Annotated in this window: 19 protein-coding genes; 7 read left to right on the top strand and 12 right to left on the bottom strand. The window is 62.8% G+C overall.

Annotated elements, in window-relative coordinates; all coding sequences use genetic code 11:
- Positions 1-14 precede the first annotated feature (14 nt).
- The 4 genes from LVY75_23330 to LVY75_23315 all read right to left on the bottom strand — a co-directional run bounded on the left by LVY75_23330 (position 15) and on the right by LVY75_23315 (position 1457).
- Entirely contained in the window at positions 15-455 is a 441-nt protein-coding gene (locus LVY75_23330) for a CHC2 zinc finger domain-containing protein (GenBank protein XAZ21747.1), read from the bottom strand.
- 105 nt (positions 456-560) lie between these two features.
- Complete coding sequence (locus LVY75_23325; protein XAZ21746.1) at positions 561-962, bottom strand: helix-turn-helix domain-containing protein; 402 nt, start codon at positions 960-962, stop codon at positions 561-563.
- Between the two features lie 62 nt (positions 963-1024).
- Complete coding sequence (locus LVY75_23320) at positions 1025-1237, bottom strand: hypothetical protein (protein XAZ21745.1); 213 nt, start codon at positions 1235-1237, stop codon at positions 1025-1027.
- Positions 1230-1457, bottom strand: coding sequence for a hypothetical protein (locus tag LVY75_23315; GenBank protein XAZ21744.1), 228 nt, complete (start codon positions 1455-1457; stop codon positions 1230-1232). Before LVY75_23315 ends, LVY75_23320 begins: the two co-directional genes overlap by 8 nt.
- A 270-nt stretch (positions 1458-1727) precedes the next feature.
- Here LVY75_23315 and LVY75_23310 point away from each other — a divergent pair, with 270 nt between their 5' ends.
- The 3 genes from LVY75_23310 (at position 1728) to LVY75_23300 (ending at position 6484) form a co-directional block, all read left to right on the top strand.
- Positions 1728-2348, top strand: a complete 621-nt coding sequence (locus LVY75_23310; protein XAZ21743.1) for a helix-turn-helix domain-containing protein — start codon at positions 1728-1730, stop codon at positions 2346-2348.
- Positions 2349-2832: 484 nt separating this feature from the next.
- Positions 2833-4572 (top strand): PAS domain S-box protein, encoded by a 1740-nt coding sequence (locus LVY75_23305; GenBank protein ID XAZ21742.1) that lies wholly within the window; start codon positions 2833-2835, stop codon positions 4570-4572.
- Between the two features lie 424 nt (positions 4573-4996).
- Positions 4997-6484 carry a SulP family inorganic anion transporter gene (locus LVY75_23300; protein XAZ21741.1) on the top strand — a complete coding sequence of 496 codons (1488 nt, stop codon included), beginning with the start codon at positions 4997-4999 and terminating at the stop codon, positions 6482-6484.
- A 164-nt stretch (positions 6485-6648) separates the two neighbouring features.
- On the opposite strand, the gene LVY75_23295 is transcribed toward LVY75_23300, so the two are convergent.
- Both LVY75_23295 and LVY75_23290 read right to left on the bottom strand, forming a co-directional pair.
- Positions 6649-7182, bottom strand: coding sequence for a DUF1269 domain-containing protein (locus tag LVY75_23295; protein ID XAZ21740.1), 534 nt, complete (start codon positions 7180-7182; stop codon positions 6649-6651).
- Positions 7183-7313: 131 nt separating this feature from the next.
- On the bottom strand, positions 7314-7652 hold the full coding sequence (locus tag LVY75_23290; GenBank protein ID XAZ21739.1) for a YciI family protein: 339 nt from the start codon (positions 7650-7652) through the stop codon (positions 7314-7316).
- Positions 7653-7846: 194 nt separating this feature from the next.
- Between LVY75_23290 and LVY75_23285 the strand changes: the two genes are divergently transcribed.
- The 4 genes from LVY75_23285 to LVY75_23270 all read left to right on the top strand — a co-directional run bounded on the left by LVY75_23285 (position 7847) and on the right by LVY75_23270 (position 12167).
- Positions 7847-8479, top strand: a complete 633-nt coding sequence (locus LVY75_23285; protein ID XAZ21738.1) for a CatB-related O-acetyltransferase — start codon at positions 7847-7849, stop codon at positions 8477-8479.
- Between the two features lie 363 nt (positions 8480-8842).
- Complete coding sequence (locus tag LVY75_23280; protein XAZ21737.1) at positions 8843-11557, top strand: PAS domain-containing sensor histidine kinase; 2715 nt, start codon at positions 8843-8845, stop codon at positions 11555-11557.
- A 168-nt stretch (positions 11558-11725) separates the two neighbouring features.
- A complete protein-coding gene (locus LVY75_23275) occupies positions 11726-11968 on the top strand; it encodes a DUF1902 domain-containing protein (GenBank protein ID XAZ21736.1) in 243 nt (80 codons plus the stop codon).
- A gap of 4 nt (positions 11969-11972) precedes the next feature.
- On the top strand, positions 11973-12167 hold the full coding sequence (locus LVY75_23270; protein XAZ21735.1) for a type II toxin-antitoxin system HicA family toxin: 195 nt from the start codon (positions 11973-11975) through the stop codon (positions 12165-12167).
- A 46-nt stretch (positions 12168-12213) separates the two neighbouring features.
- On the opposite strand, the gene LVY75_23265 is transcribed toward LVY75_23270, so the two are convergent.
- From LVY75_23265 to LVY75_23240, 6 genes are all read right to left on the bottom strand, one after another.
- Positions 12214-13023 (bottom strand): transglutaminase family protein, encoded by an 810-nt coding sequence (locus tag LVY75_23265; protein XAZ21734.1) that lies wholly within the window; start codon positions 13021-13023, stop codon positions 12214-12216.
- Positions 13024-13091: 68 nt separating this feature from the next.
- Positions 13092-13991, bottom strand: coding sequence for a transglutaminase family protein (locus LVY75_23260; protein ID XAZ21733.1), 900 nt, complete (start codon positions 13989-13991; stop codon positions 13092-13094).
- 63 nt (positions 13992-14054) lie between these two features.
- Positions 14055-14300, bottom strand: coding sequence for a hypothetical protein (locus tag LVY75_23255; protein ID XAZ21732.1), 246 nt, complete (start codon positions 14298-14300; stop codon positions 14055-14057).
- Positions 14301-14381: 81 nt separating this feature from the next.
- On the bottom strand, positions 14382-14564 hold the full coding sequence (locus tag LVY75_23250; GenBank protein ID XAZ21731.1) for a hypothetical protein: 183 nt from the start codon (positions 14562-14564) through the stop codon (positions 14382-14384).
- 65 nt (positions 14565-14629) lie between these two features.
- Positions 14630-14842, bottom strand: a complete 213-nt coding sequence (locus LVY75_23245) for a hypothetical protein (GenBank protein ID XAZ25886.1) — start codon at positions 14840-14842, stop codon at positions 14630-14632.
- A 7-nt stretch (positions 14843-14849) separates the two neighbouring features.
- Positions 14850-15146 carry a hypothetical protein gene (locus LVY75_23240; protein ID XAZ21730.1) on the bottom strand — a complete coding sequence of 99 codons (297 nt, stop codon included), beginning with the start codon at positions 15144-15146 and terminating at the stop codon, positions 14850-14852.
- Positions 15147-15198: the final 52 nt, after the last annotated feature.

Here is a 15198-nt window from a genome sequence, read left to right as displayed (position 1 = left end):
GCGAAAGCGCCCCATTAGGAGCGGTCGCCCTTGCGCTTGGGGTTGTAGAGGCGGATGCGGACGCCGGGTATGACCGGCTCGGAGGGAGGCGGAAGCGGCGTGATGCCTTCATAGGGATCGCGCACCTGCTGCGCGCGCGGGGTTATGTTCGGCCTGATATGCCCGGCGCCATCGGAGCGGCTGCCGCCGTCGAGAAGGCGGATGGCTTCCGCCAGATCGACGCCCTTGATCTGCCGCACGAAATCGAGCACGTCGCCGCCGGCGCCGCAACCGAAACAATGGAAGCGCTCGATGCCGTCCTGCCCCCTGAAGATGGTGAAGGAGGGCGTTTCCTCGGCATGGAAGGGGCAGCAGGCGATATGCTCATGCCCGTTCCTCTGCAGCCTGCAGCCATAGCGCGCCGCCGTCTCAGACAGCGACACATCGCGGCGAAGCCGTTCGAGATCTGCAGGCATGTTGCGGCTCTTGCAAGGAATGTTGTCGTTATCGCAACATGGCCGGCGCAGTGCGGGCGGCGGCCATGGTCATTTCGCGCTTTCGGGGATTGTCGAGTGGGCGGCTTATCGCGAGGAGGAATTGGGAAACTTGCCTTCCAGCACCAGCCGGTAGCCGCGGCGATAGCCGACATTGGCAATGCCGATGCCGGAGCCTTCCAGCTTCTGGCGCAGGTGGCAAAGGGCGACCTTGAAGGCGAGATACATCTTGTCCGGCGAAGGGCCGCCATCGGGATCGTCGATATACATGGCGGTGAAGATGCGCTCGGTGATGACGGGCATGCCCTTGCCCTTCCAGACCGCATGGAAGATGCGGCCTTCCATCGGCGTCAGGCCGAAGTGATCGATGACGATCTCCGGCTGCGGCGCGGTGACCGGCTGCTTGCAACAGGGGCAGAGCAGGGGCCTGACGATGGTGAGTGGGGCGGGGGTTGCCGATGGGGTCGGGCGTGTGGTGATCGTCTGCATATGGAGCCTCACTGGATCTGGAATTCTTGTGACAATGCGAATTGGTGCCGGTGCGGCAGCGCCTAGGAAGAGGCCATCACCATCGCCCGGATACGGTCTTCGAAGAGGGCAAGGCGGCGCAGCCGGCTGGCGAGATGCACGAGGTCGTCGACATCTTTGCGATCGATGGAAAGCAGCGTTTCTGCGGCGACCGCCCCGCCGCGCATGACGCAGCGCCCGACGAGCGCATCGATCAGCTCCGACTGCGCCAGCATGGAGAGCGGTTCCTTACGCATCCTCTTCCTCCGGCATGAGGTCGGCGAGGGTGAGCGAAACGCCAAGGCGCCTTGCCGCCTGCAGAAGCATCAGCTGGTCGCGACCATTGATGAGGCCGCGCTCATCCCTCAGCGCCCGCGAAATCTTGGAGCGATGGCGCTTGAGCTCGGCTGCAAGCCCGCTCGGCGTCAGCGCCAGTTTGGCGGCAACCTTCTGCCAGGGCGTCCGGGCCTTTGCCATGCTGATCTTCCTCCTGCCGTGCGGCTCTTGTTGTTGTGGTTGAGATTATGTTGTCGAAATCGCAACGTCAATCCGAAATAGGAAAAAATACCTATCTTTTATTTTTTGACGCCTGTAACGCCGTTTCTCACCGAAATTGCGGGCGATCCTGCAACTTGAACAGATCAACCATGTCAAAGGTTGACGCTAAAAAGCCCGGTGCGGTTGCTTGCGCCTTGTTGCGTTTTTTGCAACAAATGAGCAACGCTGCATATTGCATGGGGACGCTGAATGGCTGAGATCGATGGCAGCTGGTTTCACAGCCAGCTTGATGACAGGGGGCAATCGCTGCGCTCGCTCGCCCGCCATCTCGGCAAGGATGCGTCTGCCGTTTCCCGCACTTTCTCGGGCAAGCGCCGCATGACGATGGAGGAGGCGGCCGAGATCGCCGGCTTCCTTGGCGTAGCCGTGACCGAGGTCATGCACCACGCAGGAATTACACGCGAAGGCGAGGGGCTGGGGCCGAAGATCCTGCTCTCGGCCGTGATCGGCGAGGATGGCGAAGTCCGTTCGCTCGCCGAGCCGCAGCCCTTGCCGCAGGCCGTGCTCGACAAGGCGCAGCTTTCGATCGGCGCCAGCCGCAACCGGCGGATCATCGCCGCTGAGGTGCGGGCCTCCTCCGGTCCGCTGTCGATCTGGGACGATGCGGTGCTGCTCTTTGCGCCGGCCGACGGCATCGAGCCCGGCGCGATCGGCGCGCTTTCGATCTGCGGCCTTGCCGGCGGCAGGCAGATCCTCGCCAGGCTCGACCGCGCCCGCAAGACCGGCGAGGCGAGGGTGGTTTTTCCTGATGGCGGGATCGGGGAGGCGGTGCTCACGACGGCGACGCCGGTGCTGGCGGTGGTGCCCTAGGGGGCGGTGGCGGAGGCATAGATGTGTGGAAAGAGAAAAGCACGGGTACACCGCGACGCACCCCCCTCTGTCCTGCCGGACATCTCCCCCACAAGGGGGAGATCGACAAGCGGCCTGACCTTCACGCATCTCTGACGTTGTGCAGTTGTTAACGCCGATTGTTTGGGGAAACCGGTGCGCCCAGTCAATCTCCACCCTTGTGGGGGAGATGTCCGGCAGGACAGAGGGGGTATCCCACGGCACGCCGTTCGACGGGCTAAAAAGCGACACGGATCTTTCGCGTGGCGCGACACGCCCCAAAAACCTCCCTTGGAAATAATCCGCCCAGCGCTAATTCCTGCTTGAGGAATGGCCGTTCATCAGCCCGGGCGATCAGCTGTCGATGCATCTGCATCCAGCCATGTGCCTGTGGCGGGTGCAGACAGGAGCGGCCTCGAAGGCGGGTTGGATAGGTACCGGGTCAAATGGCTCCGGTCGGGCGGGAATGGCAGAGAACGAAAGCGAACATCACTACCGGGTTCTCTTCGATTCCATCGATGATGGTTTCTGCACAATCAAGCTGTTGTTCGACGAAGAGGGGCGGGCGCGGGACTATCGCTTCCTGCTCATCAACCCGGCCTTCGAGCGGCAGACGGGGCTGACGGGCGCGGCCGGGCGGACGATGCGGGAGCTTGCGCCCGACCACGAGGAATTTTGGTTCGATGTTTACGGCAAGGTTGCGCTGACGGGCGAGCCCGTCCGCTTCGAGCATCAGGCCGATGCGCTCGGCGGGCGCTGGTTCGAGGTCTATGCCTTCCGCATCGGTGCTGCCGAAGAGCGGCAGGTCGCCATCATCTTCCGTGACATCAAGGAGAAGAAGCAGGCGGAAGAAGCATTGCGCGAAAGCGAGGTGCAATACCGGGCGCTGTTTGATTCCATCGACGAGGGCGCCTGCATCATCGAGCGGCTGCCTGTCGGCGCCGATGGTCTGCGCGATTATCGCTATATCGTCATGAACAAGGCGATGCAGACAATGTTCGGCATCGCCGATCTCAGCGGCCGCACGATCCGCGAATTCTTCCCCGACGAGGTGGAGGACTGGTACGACGATTACGACCGGGTGCTAGAGACGGGCGAGCCCATCCGCTTCGAGCGGGAGTCCGAGCCGCAGGAGATGGTGCTGGAAATGTTCGTCTCGCGCCTCAGCCAGAAACCGCCGCGGCTCTTGACCGTGATGCAGGACATCACCCAGCGGCGGCGGGCGGAGGAAGCGATGCGCCGCAGCGAGGAGCGCACCCGCGCGCTGATCAATGCTACCTCCGATGCCGTCTACCGCATGAGCCCGGACTGGCAGGAAATGCGCCAGCTCGACGGCCGCGGCTCCGATGTCGAGGGGCCGACGGTGCGCTGGATCGAAGACTATCTCTTTCCCGAGGACCGGTCGCGGCTCCGCTTAGCGGTTGCCCATGCCATCCGCGAAAGGCGGCCCTTCGAGCTTGAACATCGCGTGCGCCGTGCCGATGGCGAGGAGGGCTGGACCTTCTCGCGCGCCATCCCGATCTTCGACGACAAGGGCGAGATCGCCGAATGGTTCGGCATGGCCGCCGACGTGACCGAGCGGGTGAACGCCCGCCAGCGCCAGCAGATGCTGAACCACGAGCTCGGCCACCGGCTGAAGAACGTGCTGAGCCTCGTGCAATCAATCGCCAACCAGACTTTTCGCCAGGCCGACAATCTCACTGAGGCGGCCGAGACCTACAGCGCGCGGCTCGTCTCGCTCGGGCGCGCGACCGATATCCTGACGGAGACGGCTTGGGCGGATGCGAGCCTGCGCAGCCTCGTCCAGGCATCCCTGATCTCGGTCGGCGATTTCAGCGAGCGCATCCGCATCTCCGGCCCCGATCTCGACCTTGCGCCGCAGCAGGCGCTGATGCTGACGCTGACACTGCACGAGCTTGCGACGAACAGTTTGAAATATGGGTCGCTGAGCAGTGAGGCGGGGGTGGTGGATCTCGTGTGGGGCGTCAGGAGGGATGAGGCGGGTGAAGGGCAGTTCACGCTGGAATGGCGAGAGAGCGGCGGGCCTGAGATCAGCGCGCCGGCGCGGGACGGGTTCGGGACGCGGATGATCGGACGCTTGCTGCCGGCTTCGTTTCAGGGGAAGGCGGAGCTGAGTTATGCGGCGGCGGGGTTTGAGTTTCGGCTGGAGGCGCCGTTGGGAGAGGTGATCAAGGTTAGGGGGTGAGGGAGACGTCGGGAGGATTCAGTGCGAAGTTGTCATGACACATGCTCACGGGAGAGGTGGAAAGCTCCTAGTCCGTCCTTCTCCCCGTCATGCTGCTTGGCTGTAAATACGGCGGGAGCAATGGCAACCTTTCTAGTCGAAACGTTTATCAACCAGGTTGAACAGGCTAAATCGGACAGAGTTTGAATACCGCGACATAGGCGCCTTTTCCGCCGCGAGTTGCAAGGTCCGCCCAACGACAATACTACTCCATCAACCATTGCGTCCCCACCCAATCTCCGCTACCAACGCCCCATCCACAAGGACCCGGTGAAACTCCGGGTGGCTCTTCTGGCCGCCGATCCGCCAGACAACACGTGAACGCAACCTTACCTCCCAGGACCGGTCCCTCCGGTCGTTGCCTTCAACTGTGAAAAATTCTCAGATGCGATCTCTTTCAAACTACCGGCTGGAGTGGTTCTCCAACATTCGTGCCGATATTCTCTCAGGTATTGTCGTGGCGCTTGCGCTGATACCGGAGGCCGTCGGTTTTTCTGTCATTGCCGGGGTCGATCCCAAAGTCGGGCTGTTTGCCTCCGTCGCCATTGCCTGTGTGACGGCGATTTGCGGCGGGCGACCTGCGATGATTTCGGCGGCGACAGCTTCTACTGCGGTGCTTATGGGGCCGCTGGTGCGCGAGCATGGCATCCAGTATCTGTTTGCGGCGACCATTCTGATGGGCGTCTTGCAGATCATTGCCGGCATGCTGAAGCTCGGGCGGCTGATGCGATTCGTGTCGCGCTCCGTCATGACCGGCTTCGTCAATTCGCTGGCAATCCTGATCTTCGTGGCGCAGCTGCCGCAGCTGATCGGCGTGCCTGAGGTGACCTATCTGTTGATCGCCATTGCGCTTGGCGTGATCTATCTCTTTCCTTACGTGACCAAGGCCATTCCTTCGCCGCTGGTGGCGATCGTCGTCGTGACCTGCATCGCGCTCGGCTTCGGTATTCATGTGCATACGGTGGCCGATCTCGGCGAGATGCCGACGGCGTTGCCGCCGTTTGCCTTGCCCGCCGTGCCGCTGACATGGGAAACGTTTCGGATCATCTTTCCCTATTCGGTGGCGCTTGCTGCCGTCGGTCTGCTGGAGTCGCTTTTGACGGCGCAGATCGTCGACGATCTCACGGATACGCCGAGCAACAAGAGCCAGGAATGCATGGGGCAGGGTGCGGGCAATATCGTCTCGGCGCTCTTCGGCGGCATGGGTGGCTGCGCGATGATCGGCCAGTCGGTCATCAACGTGACCTCGGGCGGTCGCGGGCGTCTCTCTACCTTCGTGGCCGGCGCCTTCCTGCTGGTGCTGCTTTTGGTGCTCGACGATATACTTCGTATCGTGCCGGTCGCGGCTCTCGTTGCCGTCATGATCATGGTGTCGATCGGCACCTTCTCGTGGAAATCGATCGTCGATCTGAAACGGCATCCCGGCACATCCTCCATCGTCATGCTGGCGACGGTCGCGACCGTGCTTGCGACGCAGGATCTTTCCAAGGGCGTGGTGGTGGGCGTGCTCTTGTCCGGCATCTTCTTTGCCAGCAAGGTGGCACGGCTCTTCAGCGTTGCGAGGCGGGAGGACAGTCAGACCGGTATCGTGACCTATAGCGTCGAAGGGCAGGTCTTCTTCGCCTCGGCGGAAAGCTTCATCGGCGCTTTCGACTTTGGCGATGCCGGCAGCAAGGTCGTCATCGATGTCAGCGGTGCGCATCTCTGGGACATCACCGCCGTCGGTGCGCTCGACAAGGTGGTCCTCAAGTTCCGCAAGGCGGGTGCCGATGTGCAGGTGCTTGGCTTCAACAAGGCGAGCGCCGACATGGTCGATCGTTTCGCGCTGCATGACAAGGATGAGCGGGCGGCAGCCAGCGCCTCGTTGCATTGATGCAGGAGTTTACAGGCCGGGACAGTTTGCACCCGGCCTGTCATTCTCAGAGGTCGTACAGGCCTTGGCTCAGCGCTGCGGTAGGGTACCCAGGCTGAGGCCCACATTTCGCGATAGCAGAAGCCGGGGTCAGACATCCGCCCGGCGCACCGCTTGTCTGATGTTCAGGCGGCAGGCGTTGCGACAGCAGGCTCCGTCGCCATCGCCTTGCGCAGCTGCTCTTCCTGCTCCGGCGAGAGCGAGGAGCGCAGGATGGTGGCGTGTTCGCCCTTGAATTCGGCCAGCACCTTTTCGGGCTGCACCTTCCGCAAAAGCAGGAAGAGGGCGGAGCTGTTGACGGGGATGGTGTCGGCGAGTTTCTTGATGAGGTCGTCGTCGATGCCGTAATCGGTCATCGAGCCCGCAAGCGCGCCGGAGCCTGCGCCGAAGGCGCCGCCGAGGACCATGCCGGCGAGTGGATTGAGGAAGAGCAGGCCGACGAGCGAGCCCCAAAGCGCGCCGGAGAGGCCGCCGCGTGCAGCACCCGTGGCGGTAAGATTGACGCTCTGCTTGAGGCGCACCTTGCCGGCGGGATCGCGAACGGCGACGACGGCGTCTTCGAGATCGACGAGATATTCCTTCTCAAGCTGGACGAGCCTGTTGAGCACGGCATCCGCCTTGTCGGCGGTATCGAAACCAAGCACCACGAGTTCTGACATGGCTTTCCCTCCTGTTGAATTTACACATGCGGCAGATAGGCGTCGGCGGCGCTCTGTCCAGAAGGCGGCCGCCATTTGCTTTCGCTAGCACTCGCATGTGAGACGGCGATGAAGGGGATCGCCTGTGGGCGTCAATTAAACGCGCGCACCTCGACCGGCGCGCGGCAGGCGATGGCGGCCTTGCGGCCCCAGGCGAGGGCCTGTTCCATGTCCGCGCATTCCAGCACCCAGAAGCCGCCGATATGCTCCTTGGTTTCGAGATAGGGACCGTCGGTGACGAGCAGCTTGCCGTCGGGCGCGGTGCGCACCGACATTGCCTTGCTGACCGCTTGCAGGCCGCCGACGAAGGTCCTGATGCCGGCGGCCACCATCTCCTCGTTCAGCACGTCGATATCGCGGCGCAGCGAATCGTCTTCCGCGCAGGGGGCGTAATCGTCGGGGAGGTGGATGGCGACCAGATATTGCGGCATCTTGTTTCTCCTGTGGTGGTGACAGCCGGGCGGCGTGCTGCTTTCATCTTACAGACGAATGCGCGGCATGGAATTCGACAGGTCGTTTCAGAGATTTTGGTTCCTGCCGATGGATCGGCTATAGGAATCCTGCTTCCGGATTCTGGCCGGCGGCGGCGCCCGCTGCCGTAAAACCCTCGCGCAAAGGTCTTTTCATGCCGCTTCTCGATGCGAATTCAGCCTTTCCCGTCACCCATCCCGATGGCAGGGTTTCGAAGACGACGATGTATCTGAAGAATGTGATCGATCATCCGCGCATCGAGGTCGGCGATTACAGCTACTTCACGCATTACGGGAAGCTGGAGGAGACGGCCGAGATCCTGGCACCCTATCTGGGGCCGGGCTGTCGGGAGCGGCTGGTGATCGGCAAGTTCGTGCAGATTGCCCGCGGCAGCTATTTCATCACCAGTTCGGCCAATCACCCGATGGGCGGCATCACCACCTATCCGTTCCGCATCTTCAAGCCGGAGACCTTCGGCTACAAGGACCTGCCGGTGAAGGATACCGTGGTCGAGCACGATGTCTGGATCGGCCATGACGCCGTCATCATGCCGGGTGTCAGGATCGGCGCCGGGGCGATCGTCGCGGCTTCCTCGGTCGTCACCCGCGATGTACCGCCCTATGCGGTCGTCGGCGGAAATCCGGCGAGCATCATCCGCATGCGCTATCCCGTCGAGATCATCAGCGAGATCCTCCAACTTGCCTGGTGGGACTGGCCGATCGACAAGATCGAGGCCAATCTGCCGGCGCTGGAAAGCGGCGATCTCGCGGCGCTGAAACGGGCCTGATCACAGGCGCTTCCTGCGACTGCCGGAGCCCTTCCAATTGCTTCGGGTGGCGCTATCCTCGGCAAGGACTGGATATTGCAATCGGACATGATGGGAACAGATCGAGCCATGCCTCCATGCGACCGGACGCCAAGGGCGAAAACCGGTGCCAATCGCTTTCAGCCTGTGCCCGATAGCGGGGTGAGCGCATGCTGATGCCGGATGTTTCTCGCCGGCGACTGGGCTTTGCCGTCATCGCCTGCCTTGTCGGCGTTGCCGTATCCTGGGCGACATCGTCGCCGCTCGGGCTGATCGGTCCCGTCGCTGCCGTTTTTTCTCTGTGTGCGGGGCGGTGCTGCGAAGTTCCTCTATGCGGTTCTGGCCGTGGCCGTTCTCGGCGCGCTGCTGGCAGCACTGTTCGATGCGGAGCTGCGCGAACCGGCTTTCACATGGGCGGCTTTCCTTGCGCTATCGCTGTCTCTCGGCCCGGTCGTTTCGGAAAACACGCCTGCAAAACCCGATGCCGATGCGGTGCGGGCGGCCAAATCGGTCGAGCGGCTTACCGGCGTTGCCTGGGCCACCGATGCCGACGGTATTTTCCTCTATGTGACGCCGAGCGTGCTTGCCTTTCTCGGTCTCGGGCTCGACGATTTCAATGCCAATGATGACGGCAAGGGTTTTGGGTGGAGGCGGGCCATCCACCCTGATGATTACGAGGTTTCTGCAGCGCTGTGGCGGCGCTGCCTGCAGACGGGCGAGCATTACAGCGTCGACAACCGCATGCTGCGGCCGACCGGCGGCTATGGCTGGACACGCAGCACGGGTCAGCCGATGCGCGACGGCAATGGTGTCATCACCGGATGGTACGGCACCGTCATCGATGCCGAGAGCGCGCCCCTTGCCGGCGGCATTGCGGCCGATGCGCCCGATGGTTCTCCCGACGATATGACTGCGTTTCCGCCGATGGCCGACGTTCATCCGCATGACCGGGCAACGGTGGAGCAGGCGCGGGCGCGGGCTTTCTTCCACGGCATTCCCCAGGTCAGCAGCTACCGGACGCTTCAGGCCGACGGCAGCTACCAGTGGGTGGAATTCCGGGTGGAGCCGAAATACGGCACCAGCGTCGAGGTCGATCCGGCGGTCGCACGGCAGGACGAGCGCTGGACGACGGCGAGCTCTCTCGGCGAGACCGGCGAGGCGGTGCGCGCCGCACTCGCCATCGAAAACCTCTATGGCGGCGCCTGGGCGATGGATGCTTCAGGCCAGTTCACCTATGCGACGCCGACCGCGCAGACCTCGATCGCCATGGCGCTCGAAGACCTGAACCTGCTTCTGGACGGCAAGCCTTTCATCGAGGGTGGACGGCAGGGCTGGCAGCGCGGCGTGCATCCCGATGACAGCGAGGAGGCGGGCGAGACGCTGCGCCATGCGCTGAGGACCGGCGAGCACTGGAATTTCGAATACCGGGTTCTGCGCGCCAATGGCGCCTATGTGTGGCACCGGGCGGCGGCGCGGCCAACACGGGACGGGCAGGGGCGCATTACCGGATGGTATGGCGTGACTGTCGATATCGACGCCTACAAGCGCACGGAGGCAGCACTGCGCGAACGCGAGCGGCAGCTGCAATTGCTTGTCGATACCGTGCCGGCGCTGATGTGGACCACTTCGGCCGAAGGACTGCCGACCTATGTCAACAAGCCCTTTACCGAGGTGACGGGCGCCACGCTTGAAGACATCACTGCGCAGGATGGATCGCCGTCGCTCAGCGTCATCCATCCCGATGACCGGGAGGCGGCGCGTCAGGCGGTACGCCACTCCTTCGCCACCGGTGAACCCTATGTCCAGCGATACCGCCAGGCCCGCGCCGACGGCAGCTACCGTTGGACCGAGACGCGGGCGGAACCGCTGCGCGACGCCTCCGGCGCCATCCTGCAATGGTATGGCGTCAGCACCGATATCCATGATCTGCTTGTCACCCAGGAGGCCCTTCGCGAGCAGGAGCGCTTCCTGCGCCAGCTGGTGGAAACCCTGCCGGCGATGATCGATTGCGCCACGCCCGACGGCGAACCGATCTTCCGTAGCCAGAGACTGCGGGATTTCCTCGGATACGATCTCGATGTGCTCGACGGGACGGGCAAATCCCGGCTGGCCGGCACGCTGGACGCCGGCGTGCATCCTGACGAACTCGCCGCCGTGAAGGAGAAATATGCCCATTCGCTGGCAACGGGCGAACCCTATGCCCGCAGGCATCGCCTCAGACGTTTCGATGGCGAATATCGCTGGGTGGAGACGCGCGCAGCACCCATGCGTGATGCCGAGGGGGCGATCGTGCAGTGGAATGTCGTCTGCCTCGATATAGACGGCGAGGTGCGGGCGCAGGAGAAGCTGCTTTCGGCGCAGGAGAGCCTGGCGCGGGCCAGCCAGGCCGCCAGCCTTGCGGAGCTGTCGGCCTCTATCGCCCATGAGGTCAACCAGCCGCTCTCGGCGGTGATGAGTTCTTCCGATGCCTGCCGGCGCTGGCTGATGATGGATCCGCCGAATATCGAGCGGGCGCAGAAAACGCTGGAGCGCATCATCGTCAGCGCGCATTCGGCAAGCGACGTCGTCACGCGCGTGCGCGCCCTGTTCAAGCCCGCCGAGGACAAGCGGGATTGCGTGACACTCGGCCGTGTCATCACCGAGGTCGGCGATCTTCTCGCCGAGGAGGCGATGCGGCGCGGCGTTCGCATCGATATCGAAGGCGCGGATACCGTGCTCGGTGCGGCCTTCGACCGGGTGCAGATCCAGCAGGTCGTCATCAACCTCATGCGCAACGGCATGGATGCGATGGAGGCCGTTGCCGGTGACAGGGTACTCGATGTGCGCCTGCGCAAGGCGGACGGGATGATGCGCATCGAGGTCAGCGACCGGGGCGCGGGCATCGAATTTCCCGACAAGATATTCGAGCCGTTCTTTTCCACGAAAGAGCAGGGCATGGGCATGGGACTTGCGATCTGCCGCTCGATCGTCGAGGCGCATGGCGGGCAGCTGTGGGCGGAAGGCAACGAGCCGCACGGAACGCGGTTCGTGTTTACCTTGCCGGATGAGGGGGAGGTGTGAGGGTGGCGCTTCGAGCGTTCCGAACGAAGCACGAAACCGCTAGATCGCGCTCTACTAAAAAATTCACTTTCTTTCCGCTATATATGTGCACTATGACACCGTAGCGAGCCATACTGTTGGTGCGTGAACGTGTTGGACAAACTATGTCCGATTTGGAGAAGTCATCGTATGAAGCACGTATCGATCGTTGTGCGGGCGGAGTGGGATGAAGAGGCTTCCGTTTGGGTCGCCAGCAGCAGCGACATCGATGGACTGGCTGTTGAGGCTGATACTCTGGAAGCTCTCGAGCCCAAGGTCATCGCTGCCATAACGGATCTTTTCGAGCTGAACGGATTTACGTCTGACCTGCCGGAAATCCCTGTTCATATCATGGCAGAGCAGCTCGTTCGCATCCCCAATCCCAGCTATTGACTGCATGGCCGGCTATCTCAAGGAACTCAAAGAGTTATTGTCGAAAGCCGGCTGCACATATGTTCGGCCAGGAAAGGGCGATCATGAAATCTGGTTCAGTCCGATTTCAAATCACCATTTCACCGTCGATCATGGGGTCAAATCCCGCCATACAGCCAATGAGACGCTGAAACAGGCAGGTCTTCCAAAAGCGTTCTGAAGCAGCCCTTTCATGGCTGCGGATGTGTGACCAAGCCTCAACCACATCAACCTGGCATCTCCTCCGTGATCACCTCGAAGCGCTTGAGCACCGCGGGGCCGAAGGCCGTCGACATGGCGACGTCGGTGGCGTCGCGGCCTGTCGCCATCAGGATGCGGCCGATGCGGGGCGTGTTGTGGCGGGCGTCGGCCGTGTACCAGCGGCCGCTGAGATAGACTTCGAACCAGGCGCTGAAATCCATAGGGTTCGGATCCCTGGGCACGCCGATATCGCCGAGATAGCCGGTGCAGTAGCGCGCCGGGATGTTCATGCAGCGGCAGAGCGTGATGGCGAGATGGGCGAAGTCGCGGCAGACACCTGTGCGGTCGGTATAGCCGCCGAAGGCGGTGCGCAGCGGATCGGCCTTCCGGTAGTCGAAGGCAATGCGCTTGTGGGTGAAATCGAGGATCGCCCGGATGCGCGGCCAGCCGGGTGCTGTCTTGAAAAAGGTCTTCCAGGCGAAATCGGCGAGGCGATCCGTGTCGCAGTAGCGGCTGCCGAGCAGGTAGACGAGCACATCGTCAGGCAGATCGTCGATCGCGTGCTGAAGGGCGTCTTCGGGCACGGGATCGGGCAGACCGTTGTCATAGATTTCGAATTCGGTGGAGATGGTCGTCAGGCCCGGCGGCGCCGTGATGCGGCTGCAGGAATTGCCGAAGCCATCCACATAGGACCAGGCCTCGATCGGCCGGTCGAAGATCAGGGCCTGTTCCGTCATGAGATCCACACGGCGGGAAGGGTGGATGTTGAGGACCAGCAGCATGGGCGTTTCGTGTTTGCAGTGATAGCCGATATGAAAGCCTGCGCGGATCTTCATGGGGGCGTGGTCCCTTCGGTCGGATGAAATGTCCTGCAGGCGAATGCACGAGCGGGGAAGGCGTTCCGTCACCTGCCGCTTGCCGCATCGAATTCCTGTTCCGTCGTGACGTTGACCTGTACGCGCATGCTGTCGAAATCCTGCGATCCGCCGTCATAGCTGCCTGAAAGCGGCACCGCCTGGCGCGGGTCGCGGGCCACACCGACGCGGATCAGGTCGCGGTTTCCGACAATGCCGTTGGTGGGGTCGAACTCCACCCAGCCGGCACCCGGCAGATAGACCTGGCACCAGGCATGGGTCGCGCCGCCGCCGAGCGTGATGGAGCCATCGCGATCGGGCACATAGACATAGCCGGTGACGAAACGGGCGGCGAAGCCGAGGGAGCGGGTCGCCTCCATCATCAGCAACGCGAAATCGCGGCAGGTGCCGCTGCGCAGGAGCAATGTCTCGCCGGGCGTCTGGGTGCCGTGCTCGAAGCGCCTGACATAGCTGAAGCTCTCATGGATTGCATAACAGAGCGTCATCAGGATGTGGCCGGTGCGCGGCTGATGAACAAGCGGCACGAATTGGCGCGCCCATTTACCGACCTCGTCTCCGGCATCGGGATAGTGCCTGGCGATGGTCCGTTCGAGATCGATCGCCTCGTCCTCGTCATAGGCGAAGGGAAAGCGCAGCGCCTTGCGATCGATCTCCAGATCGAGCGGAACCTGCGCCGTATGGTCGAGGCGGATGACGGTTTCGAAGCGCAGCTCGGCGGCGGCCGACGCGATATCGACGAGTGCGATGCAATTGCCGAAGACATCGTGGATCCAGCGCACGGAAGCAGGCCGCGGAGAGACATCGAGGCTGCAGCCCAAAAGCGTCTGGTCGAAGCTGTCGCGCGGGCGAAACATCAGCCGGTGCTGGCCGAAATGCACCGGCTTTTTGTAATGGTAGGATGTGATGTGGCGGACGGAGAAGATCGTCATCCTGCCTCCCTGATTATACGAGGCGGCACGCGAATGATCGCGGCGACATAACCGCTGTGCCCGTTACTTCTCTCTGCGCAAGAGCGGATAGGCGGGCGCTTCGTAGAGCATGCGGATCTGCCTTTCATCGAAGCGGGCTTCGTTCACTTCCAGCACGCAGCCGCGCAATTGCGAGCCGGGCATGTCTTCCATGGCAAAACGCACCGCTTCGGCGGCGGTTTCGAAGCGTTTGTAGCGCGGGGCACGCGTGCCGCGCAGGGTCTTGCCGCTGTAGAGGCCGGCTTGCATCGTATAGTCGAATTCTGCCACGTGGATGGTCCTTGCTCGTTCCTGGCATGGACAAGCCATTCCAGGGTCTTCCAGCTTTTCAGATTTTCGGAGGCCGCGGTTTCAGGATGAAGCGGCGGGCAGGCCCGCTCGCGTCTTCTGGCGCTGACGGCGCTCGTCCTGCCTGGTTTCGCGTTGTCTCAGGCGCAGTCGCCTGCGGACATCCTGAAGCTTTTCGGCATCGGAAGCCTTGTCTGGCTGCGGCGGGCGGAAGAGATGTTCCGCTGCGCGCTTGTCGGTGGTCATCTTGATATCCTTTGGGGACGATGGGCGGGGCGACCGAAGGGCCGCCGCGCCGGAGCGGGCGGGCGTTATTTCTTCTTGTCGCCGCCCGCGTTGCTGCTCGCCATCTTGACCTGCGTGCCGGGTGCGGCGGCAGGGGAGGCTGAGGCAGATCGGTCTTTCTTCGGCTTGCGGGTTTCCTTGTTGCTGCGCACTTGGCCCTTGGCCATGGTTTCCTCCTGGTGTGGTGATGCGGGGCAGTTCAGATATTGCAGGCCGCTGCCCGCCGGCAGCGCGGTCACCGCAGTATCAAAGGGGCCGGGGGCCGGGGCCGGAACGTTCGTCGAGAAAGGCCGCCAGTGTGGAAAGAGGCAATTGTCCTGCGGCGTAAACGCGCCGCCTATGTGTTTCCAGGCGGGTCTGCGCTTCGCCGCTGAAATCGGGAAAGGCCGCGAAACTTCCGATCGCTTCCGAACGATTACCCGGGTTCCTGGCGGTGTCCGTGGCGCGATCGAGAATCCCGAGCGCCACGTTCTCACGATAGGCGAATGCGCCGGTTCGGATGAGATTGCGCGACAGGCTTGATGGATAAAAGTCGGAAGACATGACGTCCCCCTTTCGTTGGGGCCAGGGCTTGCACCCCGAACCGGCAGGGCCC

The sequence above is a fragment of the Sinorhizobium sp. B11 genome (assembly GCA_039725955.1).
GTDB lineage: Bacteria > Pseudomonadota > Alphaproteobacteria > Rhizobiales > Rhizobiaceae > Rhizobium.
Note: the sequence above shows the minus strand (reverse complement) of the source record. Positions and strands in the feature narration are given on the sequence as shown.